Source organism: Koromonas soli, assembly GCF_059726265.1.
The window spans coordinates 2,951,352-2,965,465 of the sequence record NZ_AP040872.1; the positions used below are offsets into that span (position 1 = coordinate 2,951,352).

Genomic DNA, 14,114 nt, shown 5'->3' on the forward strand with positions numbered 1-14,114 from the left:
GGGAGCAGCTACTTCAACGCTTGCGGGATGCGTGCGCTTTTTCGCGGAGCTTAGCGAGGCGTTCCCCGGCGGCGAGGAGCGTCTCGGAACGCTTGGCGAAATGGAAGCGGATGAGGTGGCGGACAGGTTCATGGAAGAAGCTGGAACCGGGCACTCCGGCAACACCGACTTCGCGCGCGAGCCACTCGGCAAAGGCGACATCGTCGTCCCATCCGAACTCTGAAATATCGACCATCACGTAGTAAGCACCCTCGGGACGCGAGTAGGCGAGTCCGGCCTGATCAAGGCAATTCAGGAAGAGATCGCGCTTTTCCGTATAGATGGCAAGCAGATCGCTGTAGTAGCTGTCTGGCAGCTCGAGCCCAGCAATTGCGGCGGATTGCAAGGGAGCAGCGGCTCCCACGGTGAGGAAGTCGTGGACTTTGCGGGCTTCGTTGATGACGGCGGGTGGGGCGATTACGTAGCCGAGACGCCATCCAGTGATGGAGTATGTCTTGGAAAGTGAGCTGCATGAGATGGTGCGCTCGAACATTCCTGGTAATGTGGCGAAGTAGGTGTGGCGGTGAGGCTCGTAAACGATGTGTTCGTACACTTCATCGGTCAGAACAAAGCAGTCGAACTCCTCGGCAAGAGAGGCGATGTAGAGTAGCTCTTCACGGGTGAAGACGCGGCCTGAAGGATTGGCAGGATTGCAGAGGACCAGAGCTTTTGGACGCTGCTCGAAGGCGCGTCGCAACTCCTCCGGGTCGAAGCGGAAGTCGGGCGGATGTAGGGTGACGTGGATGGGCTGAGCGCCGGAAAGAATGGCATCAGCAGCATAGTTCTCGTAAAAGGGCGAGAAGACGATGACCTTGTCGCCCGGATTGCAGGCGGTCATCATGGCCACCATCATGGCTTCCGTGCTGCCGCAGGTGATGACGAAGTTTTCGTCAGGATCGAGCGGCATGCCCATGAAACGGGATTGCTTGCGGGCCAGGGCAGTCCGGAAATCCGGAGCTCCCCAGGTGACCGCATACTGGTGCGGACCGCGGCGGGCGGAATGCTCCAGCGCTGCAATCAGCGGCTCGGGTGGATCGAAATCGGGGAAGCCTTGCGACAGGTTGATCGCCCCGCACTCGTTGGAAACCCGCGTCATCCTGCGGATCACGGACTCTCCAAATAGACTGGTTCGATGGCTGGTCTTTGGCATGAGCGTTACAGAAACCCACCTCTACTGTACGACAAAGCTGTGAGGGACAGACAACCGGCCGTGAGTTCATGTCGCGGATTCCTTTTGAAGATAGGTTGTTGAAGGGCGGACAACAACTTTCAAATTCAGAACATCCCACCGCACTATGAAAACGCCCGGCCGAATTCCCAAAGCTGGCAAAACTGCTTCAGCTCCGAGTCCAGAAACCTCAGCACAACTAAGAGCAGTCGAGCGGCAGCCATTTAGTCCCAACTCAGTTCAGAAAAAAGCGCGAATCGATGGTGCCGCCAAGGTGGTGAGTGTTTGCCCATATTGCGCAGTCGGCTGCAGCCAACTGGTGTATGTAAAGGGCGGCAAGGTCATCGACATCGAGGGGAATCCCGATAGTCCAATCAACGGCGGAACGCTGTGCCCCAAGGGCGCGAACACGTTCCAGTTGAACATTAATCCTCACCGCATCACTGAGGTGATGTATCGGGCACCGTATTCGGATCGATGGGAGAAGAAGCCGCTGGATTGGGCGATGGACCGCATTGCGCAGTTGACGAAAGAGACGCGCGAAAAAGGCTTCATCGAGAAGAACGAGAAAGGCGACGAGGTGAATCATGTGCGCAACATGATGAGCCTGGGCGGCGCCACGCTTGATTTGGAAGAAAACTACCTGATGAAAAAGCTGTTAAATGCAGGATTGGGCATTGTTTCGATAGAAAACCAGGCCCGTATTTGACACAGCGCTTCTGTGCCCGGTCTGGGCACTGCGCTGGGTCGCGGAGCGGCCACCAGTCTTCAGGAAGATCTACAGAACAGCGATTGCGTTCTGATTATGGGTTCGAACATGGCGGAAGCTCATCCGGTTGGATTCCGCTTCCCGATGAAGGCACGCGAGCGAGGAGCTCAGCTCATACACGTCGATCCGCATTTCTCGCGGACGTCGGCAATGTGCAACCAGTATGTGCCGATTCGCACAGGCACCGATATCGTATTTCTCGGTGCGCTGATCAACTACATTCTTCAGAACGATCGCTGGTTCAAAGAATATGTAATGGCGTACACAAACGCGCCGACCATTATCAATGATGAGTTCCGCGACGCCGAGGATCAGGGTGGGTTCTTCGACGGCTACGACGAGAAGACTCGTACGTACGATCCAACGAAGATCAAGTGGAACTACGCTTCGGATGATGGACAGCCGAAAACGCACGCACACACGGATGTAAAGGCAGAGTCATTCAGCGAACGCGCCGGTGCGATTTCCACGCACAAGCCGGAAACCGATCCCACGCTGCAAAATCCGCGCTGCGTGCTGAACATTCTGCGACATCACTATGAGCGTTACACGCCAGAGATGGTGGAGAAGGTCTGCGGCTGTAAGAAAGAAGAGTTCCTGAAAGTGGCAGAGACCGTGTGCGCCAACTCTGGACGGGAACGCACGACCTCGATTGTGTATGCGGTGGGCTGGACACAGCACAGCACGGGCGTGCAGATCATTCGCGCTGCGACCATCGTGCAACTTCTGCTTGGCAACATTGGACGCCCGGGTGGCGGGATTATGGCAATGCGTGGGCATGCCTGCATTCAGGGCTCGACCGACGTACCTACGCTGTACGATCTGCTGCCGGGCTACCTGATGCAGCCGACAACGCTGCGGAAACACACGACTTTGGCCGAGTACCTAAAGAAAGAAACAGTTGAGTTTGGGTACTGGGCGAATTTTCCGAAGTTCATGATCAGCCTGCTGAAGGCCTGGTATGGCGAGGCGGCAACCAAAGAGAATGACTACGGATTCAACTGGATTCCCAAGCTGGACGCCAACTACTCGCACCTGGCGCATTTTGTTCGTATGGCAAGGGGAGAAGTGGAAGGCATGTTCCTGATGGGGCAGAACCCGGCAGCAGGGGCTCCGAACGGCAACCTGCATCGCGAGGGACTGCGCAAGCTGAAATGGCTGGTAGTGCGCGACTGGTTTGAAATTGAGAGCGCCTCGTTCTGGTATTTGGGGCCTGAGCATCCGGATCCAAAAACGATTGGGACGGAGGTGTTCTTTATCCCGGCAGGTTCAAGCGCGGAAAAGGAGGGTACGTTTACCAACACGCAGCGCCTGCTGCAATGGCACGACAAGGCCGTCGATCCTCCGGGCGATTGCCGCTCGGATGCATGGTTTATGTATGAGCTTGGCAAGCGCCTGAAGAAGCTATATGCGGGCTCGAAGCTGAGTCGCGATCAGGGTTTGCTGAACCTCACATGGGATTACGATCAGGATCATCCGGAGATGCTGCCGGATGGGACGATGAGCCGGATTGAGGGTGAGCCCTCCGTAGAGAAGATCCTGAAAGAGATGAACGGCTACACGGTCGCAGACCGCAAGCAGGTTCCGAACTTCAACAGCCTGAAAGACGATGGCTCGACGGCGTGCGGCGTGTGGATCTATAGCGGCGTTTTCCCGAGCGACAACAACAACCGCGCCCGCTCGCGCAAGACCGATCCGAACAATTACGTGAGCCCGGAGTGGGGATTTTCATGGCCGGCAAACCGGCGCATCATGTACAACCGCGCCTCGGCTGATCCCGAGGGCAAGCCGTGGTCGGAACGCAAGAAGTACATGTGGTGGGACGAGGAGAAGAAACGCTGGACGGGCTTCGACATACCCGATTTCGAACCGGATAAGCCACCGTCGTATCGTCCTCCGGACGGTGCCAAGGGAATGCAGGCGATTGCAGGCGACACGCCGTTCATCATGAAACCGGATGGAAAAGGATGGCTGTTTGCGCCTACAGGCACGAAGGATGGTCCGCTGCCAACGCACTTCGAGCCCATTGAGTCGCCGGTTCCAAACCTGCTTTACGCACAACAGGACAATCCTACGGTCGAGCTTTATAACGTTCCGGGGAACGATAAGAATGGGGCGCTTGATCCGGACTTCCCGATCGTAGCGACTACTTATCGCCTGACGGAGCACTACCTGAGCGGCCCGATGAGCCGCTTTGATAGCTGGCTCAACGAACTGCAGCCAGAGATGTTCGTGGAGATCAGCCCTGAGCTGGCGGAGGAGAGAGGAATTGAGCATGGCGGCTGGATGACGGTGTGGAATCGTCGCGGCACGATGGAAGCAAAAGCCATGGTGACTCCGAGGATGAGGCCACTCACGGTGAACGGCCAAACACTGCATCAGATCGGACTGCCATTCCACTGGGGATATTCGGGCGAAACACCGGGAGGAATCGCAAACGACCTCACGTCGATTGTGGCTGATCCCAATGTGAGCATGCACGAAGCCAAAGCCTTCACGGTCAACATTCGCCCGGGGAGGTTGCCGAGACCGCAGACGGTCACGGATATGCGTCCCGCTCCGTGGCCTGAGCATGGGCCATCACCAGACACCCGGAACTCCGACCAGCCAGAAGGTCAAATGCTATGAACGAGCTTGTGCAGATAGCGAACGAAGTGCAGAACGCTTGGAGCCGGCCTGCTCCTCCTGAAGCGCGGGAGCAAACAGGATTCTTTACGGACACAACGCTCTGCATTGGGTGCAAGGCTTGCGAAGTTGCATGCAAGCAGTGGAACCAGCTTCCATCCGACGGAATGCAACTGAGCGGCAACAGCTACGACAACACGCTGATGCTGAGTGACACTACGTGGCGGCATGTCGCCTTCGTCGAGCAGTTTGATCGCTCGAAGGACGGCAATGGTGATGGCGCAGCAGGCCGCTGGCTGATGATGAGCGATGTGTGCAAGCACTGCGAAGTGGCTCCGTGCCAGGAAGCGTGCCCCACGGGCTCGATCGTTTACAACGAATTCGGCAATGTTTATGTGCAGCAGGATATCTGTAATGGGTGCGGCTATTGTGTGGCGGCGTGTCCCTTCGGAGTGCTTGCGCGCAACAAACTCGATGGACGGGCGCACAAGTGCACGCTGTGCTACGACCGACAGAAGATCGACATGACGCCTGCGTGCGCAAAAAGCTGTCCCACTGAGTCGATTCAGTTCGGTCCTCTGAGCAAGCTGAGAGAGAAGGCGAAAAAACGCGTTGAAGAACTGCACGGCCGCGGCGAAACCGATGCGTATCTGTATGGCGCGGAGACGAATGGTGAATATAGCGCGCTGAATTCTTTCTTCCTGCTGAAGGACAAGCCGATTAGCTACAACTTGCCGGAAGCGCCACGCCGTCCGGTGGCTCACATGAAGCGCAACTACATCTTCAGCTTTGCCGTGTCGCTGGCGCTAACCGCCATGTCGGCCGTGCTCTTCCACCGAGGAACCTAAACGTGGCCGATCGAGGACTTCTGCCGCAACCTGAGCAGTTCGAGAAAATCACTCCAACCCTGGAACTGGTTCGCAAGGTAAAACCTCGCGGGGACGCCACGCGAGGTTATGAAGATGTTCCTATCCTGAAAAGGCCGGTATGGGGATGGGAAATTGCCTTCTACTTCTTTGTCGAAGGCGTGAGTGCCGGGATGTATACGCTGGGCACCGTGGCCGACCTGGTAGGAGTAAAGCGGCACCGCGACACGATCGGATATGGCCGTCTGACAGCTCTATTTGCCATGATGCCCGCGCCGGGGCTGCTGATCCTTGACTTGGGCAGGCCGGAGCGGTTTCATCACATGCTGCGGGTTTTCAAGCCGCGCTCGCCGATGAATCTGGGCACATGGGCACTGACTACCTATGCGCTGTTCACGACGCTGCGTGCAGCTCACGGACTCGCACACAAACTTCCCCATATACCCGTCATTACCCGCTTGCTGGAACGCATCCCCGAACGCGCGGCAAGCGTGCTGGGACTCCCTGCAGCCCTTACCATGCTCAGCTACCCGGGTGTACTGCTTGAGAGCACAAGCACTCCTGTGTGGGCGCACACGCCATATCTCGGCCCGCTGATTGCCGCCAGTTCGGTTGGGAGTGGTGCCGCAGCCCTGTCGCTGGTAGGCGAGTTCACGGGGGATGAGTTGGCCATCCGGCACATGCTACGCATGGAAAATGCAGCGGTAGTTGGTGAAGGCGTGTGCCTGGGAGCGTACTTTGCCACGGCCAAGAGCGCGGCGAAGCCGCTGATCTCGGGCGGACAGTCGAAGCTGTTCTGGATTGGGGCGGTTGGGCTGGGCATGATCGCGCCAGCGATTCTGCGAAGGAGTAAATCACGCACGGCACGAATCGCCAGCTCTATCCTGACGCTCGTCGGCAGCCTGGCACTGAAGTGGGCGATCACGCATGCGGGAGGAGAGTCCTCGCAGGACCGTGGGCTCGCAGACCAGAACGCCAATCGCGGTAGCTGGAAACCATGATCTAAGACGGTTATAGCGTCACCCTTGCACAAACCATGCCGCCGAAGCATACTGAATCTGGGTGAGCTTTCAGTGTGCGCATGCGACGTGTGTCCGTGCATTGATCGACGGCATGACTCCATCTTCTAATTCCGACATCTTTCGCCGACTGCCCTCGGTCGATGAGTTGCTGAGGACTGCGTCGCTGGTAGCAATTACGGCTGAGTACGGCAGAGCCACAGTGATCGACGCAGTGCGGGCCGAACTGGAGCACCTGCGCGCAATGATTTCACGCGGGACGATGACGGAACACGATCTAGAACACGCCACCACCACCCTGCCGGAGCAAGTTGCCGAAAGGCTGGAGCTATCCACGGCTCCCTCGCTGCGTCGCGTGATCAACGCGAGTGGTGTGGTGATTCATACGAATCTTGGTCGCGCACCTCTGGCGCCTGAAGCGATCGCACGAATTGTTGAGACCGCTACAGGCTACAGCAACCTGGAATTTGACCTGGAAAAAGGCGAGCGGGGCCGTCGCGACAAGCATGCGGAGCACCTGTTTACGCAGTTGTTCGCGCGGGAGGGCATCGAGGGAAAGTCGGCGCTGGTGGTCAACAACAACGCCGCCGCGGTCTTCCTTGGGCTCTCGGCATTGGCGGCGGGCGGCGAAGTGATCATCTCGCGCGGAGAACTCGTGGAGATCGGCGGATCGTTCCGCGTCCCGGAGATCATGGCGCAGTCGGGAGCGATCCTTCGCGAAGTGGGTACGACGAACCGCACGCGATTGGAAGATTACAAATCGGCAATCAACGAAAACACACGACTGTTGCTGCGCGTCCACCGATCGAATTTTGAGATTGTCGGTTTTACAGAGCAGCCTGCGTTGGCAGAGCTAGAGGAGCTTGCGCGGCAGAGCAATATTCCGCTGATGGAAGATCTTGGCTCGGGAGCGTTGGTGGACCTTGCTTCCTATGGCATCGCGGATGAGCCGGACGTCTATGCTTCGCTGCGCGCGGGAGTTTCCGTCGTGATGTTTAGCGGTGACAAACTGCTCGGCGGTCCGCAGGCGGGAATCGTTGCTGGAGAGCCCGTCCTGGTAGGGCGCCTGCGCAAGCACCCGCTATTTCGCGCACTGCGCGTGGACAAGATGTGCTACGCCGCGCTGGAAGCAACGCTCTCGGCGTATCTGCGCGAGCGGTACGATCAGATTCCGATTCTGGAGATGCTGAACACGTCGGCCGACGAGATCCGCAAGCGTTGCGAGTTGCTCGCGTCGTCTCTGGTTGGGTTTTCGGTGACGGTGCAGCCGACGAAAACGATGATTGGTGGCGGCGCTGCCCCGGGCAAGTCTGTTCCGAGCTTTGCGGTGTCGCTGCAGGCGGAAGGTATGAGCGCTTCCGAGCTGGCTCGCCGATTGCGAAAGCAGAAGACGCCTGTGGTGGCTCGAGTAGAGAACGATCGCGTGCTGCTCGACCTGCGCACGGTCAATCCACAGGACGATATAGAGCTTGGCCAGTTGCTTGGACACACGATAGGCGCAGACCAGAGCTGCTTGTTACCGAGATTGGGAGGGGTACGATGAATCGACGCGACTTCTTGCGAGCCGCCGGAGCGGTCTCGGCAGGCTGTTTGCTTTCGGATGCTTCAGAGCTCTTTGCAGACAGTTCTGCTGCCGGAGATTGGCGCACGTTTTTAGTCACAACAAAAGTAGAAGTCGCGAAGCCGGTCGGCGCCACTCGCATCTGGGTTCCAGCCGCTTTGATTCGTGAGACCCCGTTTCAGAAGACTCTATCGAACAGATTCGAATGCGATGGCGGCCAGGCATCGCTGGTGAAGAACAAGGAAGATGCAATGGGAATTGTTGCAGCGCAATTTCCTGAGGGAGTGAAACCGGTGCTCACGGTCACCAGTGAAATCACGACCAGAGACCACTCGGTGAACCTGTCGAACCCAAAGCGCGGCAAGAAACTGAATCACGACGAAATGGCCTATTATCTGCGCTCGACGAAGTTTGTGCCCACGGATGGCATCGTTCGCGAAACGGCGATGGAAGTCACCCGCGGGCAAAATACGGACATCGACAAGGCTCGCTGCATCTACGAGTGGATCGTTGACAATACGTTCCGCAATCCAAAGACTCGCGGCTGCGGAATTGGGAACATTCGCGGCATGCTCGAGACAAAAGATCTTGGAGGCAAGTGCGCGGACCTGAATGCCTTATTTGTCGGCTTGGCGCGAGCTTCGGGTGTACCGGCACGCGATGTTTATGGTATTCGTGTGGCGAAATCCAGGTTGGGATACAAGTCTCTGGGTCCTGCAACGGAGAACGTGACAAAGGCACAGCACTGCCGCGCTGAAGTGTACCTGAGCGAATATGGCTGGGTGCCGGTGGACCCTGCAGATGTGCGTAAAGTTGTTCTGGAAGAGCCGCCAGGACTTTTGCCGTTGAGCGATGACAAAGTGAAGCGTGCGCGCGCGCGTCTGTTCGGTTCGTGGGAGATGAACTGGATGGCGTTCAACTTCGCGCATGACGTGGCATTGCCTGGCTCTGCCGGGCCGACGGTTCCCTTCTTCATGTATCCGCAGGCCGAAACGGCAGAGGGACGACTGGATAGCCTGGACCCGGACAGCTTCAAGTATGAGATTACGGCACGCGAGATTGAACGCTCCTAAAGCGCCGGATTAGGGAAACGGCGGATCGCAACGAGTAGTACGATGAAAACGATGCTGCAGGACAAGCGAGTTCGATTGACGGAGACGGTGAAGGCTGCGGGTTGAGCAAGCAAGCTAAGTCCGGCGGTGCTGGACTCAGTGCTTGGGAGATTAGCCCGGCAACATGATCCGAATGTTCTTGTCGGCTTCGACAAAGCTGACGACGCCGGAGTGTATCTGCTGACTCCGGAGCTCGCTATCGTTCAAACGGTCGATTTCTTCACGCCCATTGTTGACGATCCGTACACATTCGGACAGATTGCCGCAACAAACGCTCTGAGCGATGTTTATGCAATGGGCGGCAAGCCTGTCTCTTCGCTGGCGATGGTTTGTTTCCCTGAAAAGGAAGATCCCTCCATACTCGAGCAGATTCTTGCGGGCGGACTTAGCAAGATGGTGGAGGCCGAATGTACGGTGATCGGCGGACACAGTATCCGTGATCCTGAAATCAAGTTCGGCTACTCCGTGACGGGAACGATCAATCCACAGCGCTTGATGACGAACTCTGGCGCACGCGCGGGCGACAAGCTGATATTCACGAAAGCCCTCGGAACGGGTGTGATCTCAACCGCTATCAAGCGCGGCGAAGCGCGCCCGGAGTGGATTTCGGCAGCGACCGAGGCAATGACAACGCTGAACAGGCGCGCAAGCGAGATCAGCCTCAAGTTCGACATTCACGCGATCACCGATGTGACTGGGTTTGGACTGATTGGGCATGCGCGTGAGATGGCGATGGGAAGCGAGGCAAGCTTGCGAATATCTGCCTCCGCGGTTCCATTGCTGGCCGGCGCGTTGGAGTGCATCGAGCGAGGATTCATCCCAGGCGGGCTGAAGAATAATCGCGAGTTTGCCTCATGCTGCGTTGAAGTTGACGAAGCCGTACCGGATGCACTGCACGCTCTCGTGTACGATCCACAGACGGCGGGTGGTTTGCTGATCTCGGTGAGCGCGCAGGATGCGACAGCACTGAGCAGCGCGTTGCAGGCCGAGAATATCGATGCGAACATTATCGGCGAAGTCCTGCCAAAGACGAGTCCGCTGATCAGGCTGGAACACTGAGATTACACGCACACTCCGCCTAATTCGGACTCGAGTTGCTCGTCGGTGAACAATTCCCCTTCGTTCAATCGAATAAGAACGCTGTTCACGATTGATTTCGCATGTTCACGATCACGATGCAGCAGGTAACCGGAAAACACATGCTTTCCGTTCATCGCATCGGAAAGCGCATCATCCTTTTCATGCTCGCCAAGTTCGGTGAAGTACACGACGCGGTACTCGCCGCCCTGGCGCTCGCGGAAGATCTCAAACATAATCTTCTTGCCATCCAGCATATTCGTTCCCTTCGATCACTAGACCGCGATCTGCTGCCGCATTTGCATTCGTAACCGCGCTTCGAATTCTGCCATGTGCTGATCGATCTCCTGCATGGCCGCCTGACGCTTAACCATGTCTTCGCGGTAGCGCTTGAGAAAATAGTCGATGGTTTCAACACGAATCTTAATGGAGCCCGTGGGCTTGTTCTCATCGAGATCCTTGAATGAGAAATAGGGCGTTCCTGAGTTTTCGATGATCTGCTCGATTGCGGTGTAGATCGGAGCATCGTGACCACACTTAAAACTCGACATCTCAAGCGCTACGAGGTTGGGATGCCGAGCGGTGAACTTAGCAGCCCATATCTTATGATTGGTGCTCGCGGAGTAGGCATTCTTCCAGACATCGCTGATGTCGAGCGCATGCTTCACCCTGCCGGATGCGACATCTTCAGCAAAGAGCCGGTCGAGCAGATCATCATCGAGCGGCAGAAAACTTTTCGAGAAAACTGGATACCCGAGTTTCTGAAATTCATCCATGATCTCGTGATTCACTCCGGGGTCGTGGTGATACACGCGCCCGAGCATTACGATGCCAATGCGATTTTCGCGCTCGAGTTCTTCAAGTGTCTGTCGCGCACGGCTGCGAATCGAAGACTCGAACTCTTCTTGCACCTGGAATCCTGCGTCGATGGCGCGCTCGTTTTCCTCTTCTGAAAGACCAAGCACGTCTTGCCATGCGCGGAACATCTGGAGTCCGAACAGATTGCGATCGGCCATGTTCAGGATGGGATCGAGGTACTGGATTCCATTCTGCGCGAAGAGATCGCCCTCCTTTGTGAATGCAGCCTTCACCGCATTCGGAGTGGCTGTGACGGTGGGGCACGCGTTCGATCCAGTGCAGACCTTGAGCGTCGTGGTAAGCACGTCGATCATGGGGAAGAAGATGATGTCGAGCGGCTTCTTCGCGTGTTTCGCGTAGAGGAGGTTGTAGATGTGCGGGATGCCAATCTTCGATGGGAAGCATGGGTCCACCGCTCCGCGGTTGGCACCGGCTTTGTACATCTCGCGATTGGTGAAGTCCGAGTACACGATGTTCTCACCCGGAATTCCAAGCGCTTCCATGTATCCGCTGAAGAGCGGTGCATACGAGTACATGTTCAGCACACGCGGCATTCCGACGCGGAGGAATTTGCGTTTCTGCATCAGCTCGGCACGGCGCTTGACGGCCGTTGATGTCCACGGACGAAGGGAGGGTATAGCATCGGCCACCACGGCAGGATTACGCGGCTTCCAGACTTCGCGCGATGCAATCTCAACATAATTCGGATTTGCGTTCTTAACCGCGTCCAGTCCGGCCTTGATGCCACGCATGGCATTCACATCTTCGACCTGACCCTTTTCACAGGTAGAGATGATCAGCCTGCGTTCGCCTGCTTGCAGTGGCACCTTCGATTTGAATACCGGCAGCGGGTTTTCAGCAGACTGTATGTTATCGACATGAACGTCGATAAACGTTCGCAGACAGTTGTTCTTGCAGAAGTAGCAGCGCGTGTCTTCATTGCGAGTGGTGCGGTAGGCGATTTTCTGAACGGCCTCGATGCCGATGAACTCCGTGCGATGGCCGTTGTTGTACAACCGCATTGCCTCGACTGCGGCACCGATGGCGCCCGACTCACCGCAATGTTCGTGCACGATCACATCCGGCTCGCCATTTCCGTGAAAGTGGGATTTCACAAAATCGACTTCTGCTTTGACGGCAGCGAGGTTCTTCTGCGTACCACCCTGCAGGATGAAGCGCGAGCCCAGCTTCGAGAGATTTGGAATGGCTGCGACGTACAGGAAAATATTCTTGGGAAGAACTGCTGCGAGCCCGGCAAGGATTTCTTTGGGCTGCCATCCCTGGCGCTGGAAATTAACAATGTCGGACTGCATGAAAACGGCGCAGCCGTATCCGAACACAGGCATCGTCTCAGCGGAGAAAGCAAGGTCGGCGTAGTTCTCGACTTCGATGCCAAGCGACTCGGCGGTGGATTGCAGGAAGTATCCGTTGCCTGCGGAGCATTGTGTATTGAGCTTGAAGTCTTTTACGCGGCCGTCCTTCAACACTATGAGCTTGATGTCCTGCCCGCCGACATCGACGATGCAATCAGGATGCTCGTAGAAGCGCATTGCCGATTCGGTGTGAGCCACGGTTTCGACCAGTGCGACGTCGGCACGAAGAACGTCCTTCAATACGTCTTTTGCATAGCCGGTAGTTCCGACGCCGAGAACATCAATGCTCGCTCCCTGTGACTCGACCTGCTCGCGCAGGGCGGCGAACATGTCCACTGTGTCTTGTATGGGATTGCCATTGGAGAGCTGATACGCCTTGCAGCGCACATTTCCCTCTTCGTCGATCAGGACGGCTTTGGTGGAGGTCGATCCTCCGTCCACTCCGACGAAGCCTCGCACGACAGAAGCGGGCTCGAAGCGGGCGGGAACGAACTTATTGACCGTGTACTTGCGTTTGAAATCGTCCAGCTCTTCATCGGATTCGCTGAGGCCCTCGGCTCCAGAAGCGGCTTTCTCCTGTTCGCGCCCGACCTGAATGTAGTCTTCGAGGCATTCGGTTCCGCGGTACACACCAATCTCGGGCTCTTCATCCTTGCCGAATTCAACGGCCCCGATCGCGGCGAAGTACTGCGCATTCTGCGGAACCTTGATCAGGTCTTCGGGCTTTGCGCCTTCGGGTAGCTCGACATTTCGCTCCTGCCACATGCGCGGGATGTTCTGCTGCCAAGCCTCGCGCATGCCACGTATGAAGCTGTTCGGACCTCCGAGAAGCAAGACACGCGGGCGCAAGGTGTGGCCCCTGGTCAGCACACTTAGATTTTGCAGAACAATGGCGTCAAACAGCGAGGCCATGAGTTGATCGGAAGGAATTCCCTGCTTTTGCAAACCATTGATGTCGGTTTCTGCAAAGACACCGCACTTACCCGCGACGGGATGGAGTTTAATGCCGTGATATCCCAGGTCGCACAACCCATTGACAGGAATCTTCAGCTTTGCATTGATCTTGTCGATGACAGCGCCAGTGCCACCTGCGCACTTGTCATTCATCGATGGAATCTTCTTCTTGCGCCCGGTACTCTCGTCCTCCTTGAAAACAATGATCTTCGCATCCTGCCCGCCAAGTTCGATGACGGAGTTCACTTCGGGATGCAGCTTCTCAACGGCGAGCGAAACGGCTGTTACTTCCTGAACGAACTTGCCTCCCATGAGATTTGCGAGCGAGCCTCCGCCAGAGCCAGTGACGAAGATCCGCGTATTGCCCGGTGCGATGCCAACCTCGCCCTGCATGCGCAGCAAGAACTCGAGAACCTTCTCTGGTTGCTTCGTCTCGTGGCGTTGATAATCCTGCCAAAGAATTGCGTCGGTTGCAGGATCGATTGCGACCGCCTTTACGGTGGTAGAACCGACGTCCATGCCGACGAGATACGCGATATTGCCGGGCGGCTGAGGCGTGGTAATCAAGCGCGGCTCCGCAAAGGCACTGCGCGGACGTCCTACGAGCGATTGGATGGTGACGTCAATACCCTTGACGTTCTGCTGATGACTCATGGGAACTCCTAACCACCTCTACACGAAACACTCCGAACC

10 protein-coding genes are annotated in these 14,114 nt (G+C 56.9%); 7 read left to right on the forward strand and 3 right to left on the reverse strand.

Annotated features, from left to right (window positions below):
- Window positions 1-13 precede the first annotated feature (13 nt).
- Window positions 14-1,147 carry a pyridoxal phosphate-dependent aminotransferase gene (locus AC6IY8_RS12925; RefSeq protein WP_497774925.1) on the reverse strand — a complete coding sequence of 378 codons (1,134 nt, stop codon included), beginning with the start codon at window positions 1,145-1,147 and terminating at the stop codon, window positions 14-16.
- 187 nt (window positions 1,148-1,334) lie between these two features.
- Here AC6IY8_RS12925 and AC6IY8_RS12930 point away from each other — a divergent pair, with 187 nt between their 5' ends.
- From AC6IY8_RS12930 to selD, 7 genes are all read left to right on the forward strand, one after another.
- Window positions 1,335-1,916, forward strand: coding sequence for a hypothetical protein (locus AC6IY8_RS12930; RefSeq protein WP_497774927.1), 582 nt, complete (start codon window positions 1,335-1,337; stop codon window positions 1,914-1,916).
- 12 nt (window positions 1,917-1,928) lie between these two features.
- On the forward strand, window positions 1,929-4,604 hold the full coding sequence (locus AC6IY8_RS12935; protein WP_497774928.1) for a molybdopterin-dependent oxidoreductase: 2,676 nt from the start codon (window positions 1,929-1,931) through the stop codon (window positions 4,602-4,604).
- Entirely contained in the window at window positions 4,601-5,449 is an 849-nt protein-coding gene (locus AC6IY8_RS12940; protein ID WP_497774929.1) for a 4Fe-4S dicluster domain-containing protein, read from the forward strand. The genes AC6IY8_RS12935 and AC6IY8_RS12940 overlap by 4 nt, the downstream gene beginning before the upstream one ends.
- Before the next feature lie 2 nt (window positions 5,450-5,451).
- Window positions 5,452-6,468 (forward strand): NrfD/PsrC family molybdoenzyme membrane anchor subunit, encoded by a 1,017-nt coding sequence (gene nrfD / locus AC6IY8_RS12945; RefSeq protein ID WP_497774930.1) that lies wholly within the window; start codon window positions 5,452-5,454, stop codon window positions 6,466-6,468.
- Between the two features lie 112 nt (window positions 6,469-6,580).
- Window positions 6,581-8,029, forward strand: a complete 1,449-nt coding sequence (gene selA / locus AC6IY8_RS12950) for an L-seryl-tRNA(Sec) selenium transferase (protein WP_497774931.1) — start codon at window positions 6,581-6,583, stop codon at window positions 8,027-8,029.
- Window positions 8,026-9,120 carry a transglutaminase-like domain-containing protein gene (locus AC6IY8_RS12955; RefSeq protein ID WP_497774932.1) on the forward strand — a complete coding sequence of 365 codons (1,095 nt, stop codon included), beginning with the start codon at window positions 8,026-8,028 and terminating at the stop codon, window positions 9,118-9,120. Before selA ends, AC6IY8_RS12955 begins: the two co-directional genes overlap by 4 nt.
- A gap of 51 nt (window positions 9,121-9,171) precedes the next feature.
- Window positions 9,172-10,218 (forward strand): selenide, water dikinase SelD, encoded by a 1,047-nt coding sequence (selD, locus tag AC6IY8_RS12960; RefSeq protein WP_497778631.1) that lies wholly within the window; start codon window positions 9,172-9,174, stop codon window positions 10,216-10,218.
- Window positions 10,219-10,220: 2 nt separating this feature from the next.
- Here the strand turns inward: selD and AC6IY8_RS12965 are convergent, their stop codons facing one another.
- Together AC6IY8_RS12965 and AC6IY8_RS12970 are read right to left on the reverse strand one after the other, a co-directional pair.
- Window positions 10,221-10,493 (reverse strand): hypothetical protein, encoded by a 273-nt coding sequence (locus AC6IY8_RS12965; protein ID WP_497774934.1) that lies wholly within the window; start codon window positions 10,491-10,493, stop codon window positions 10,221-10,223.
- A gap of 18 nt (window positions 10,494-10,511) precedes the next feature.
- A complete protein-coding gene (locus AC6IY8_RS12970) occupies window positions 10,512-14,075 on the reverse strand; it encodes a BadF/BadG/BcrA/BcrD ATPase family protein (RefSeq protein ID WP_497774936.1) in 3,564 nt (1,187 codons plus the stop codon).
- Window positions 14,076-14,114 lie beyond the last annotated feature (39 nt).

What these genes read in the sequence shown, in the direction of transcription:
- AC6IY8_RS12930 (WP_497774927.1), top strand. Translation starts at nt 1,335, where the DNA reads ATGAAAACGCCCGGCCGAATTCCCAAAGCTGGCAAAACTGCTTCAGCT.
- AC6IY8_RS12965 (WP_497774934.1), bottom strand. Translation starts at nt 10,493, where the DNA reads ATGCTGGATGGCAAGAAGATTATGTTTGAGATCTTCCGCGAGCGCCAG.
- selA (WP_497774931.1), top strand. Translation starts at nt 6,581, where the DNA reads ATGACTCCATCTTCTAATTCCGACATCTTTCGCCGACTGCCCTCGGTC.
- AC6IY8_RS12940 (WP_497774929.1), top strand. Translation starts at nt 4,601, where the DNA reads ATGAACGAGCTTGTGCAGATAGCGAACGAAGTGCAGAACGCTTGGAGC.
- AC6IY8_RS12970 (WP_497774936.1), bottom strand. Translation starts at nt 14,075, where the DNA reads ATGAGTCATCAGCAGAACGTCAAGGGTATTGACGTCACCATCCAATCG.
- AC6IY8_RS12955 (WP_497774932.1), top strand. Translation starts at nt 8,026, where the DNA reads ATGAATCGACGCGACTTCTTGCGAGCCGCCGGAGCGGTCTCGGCAGGC.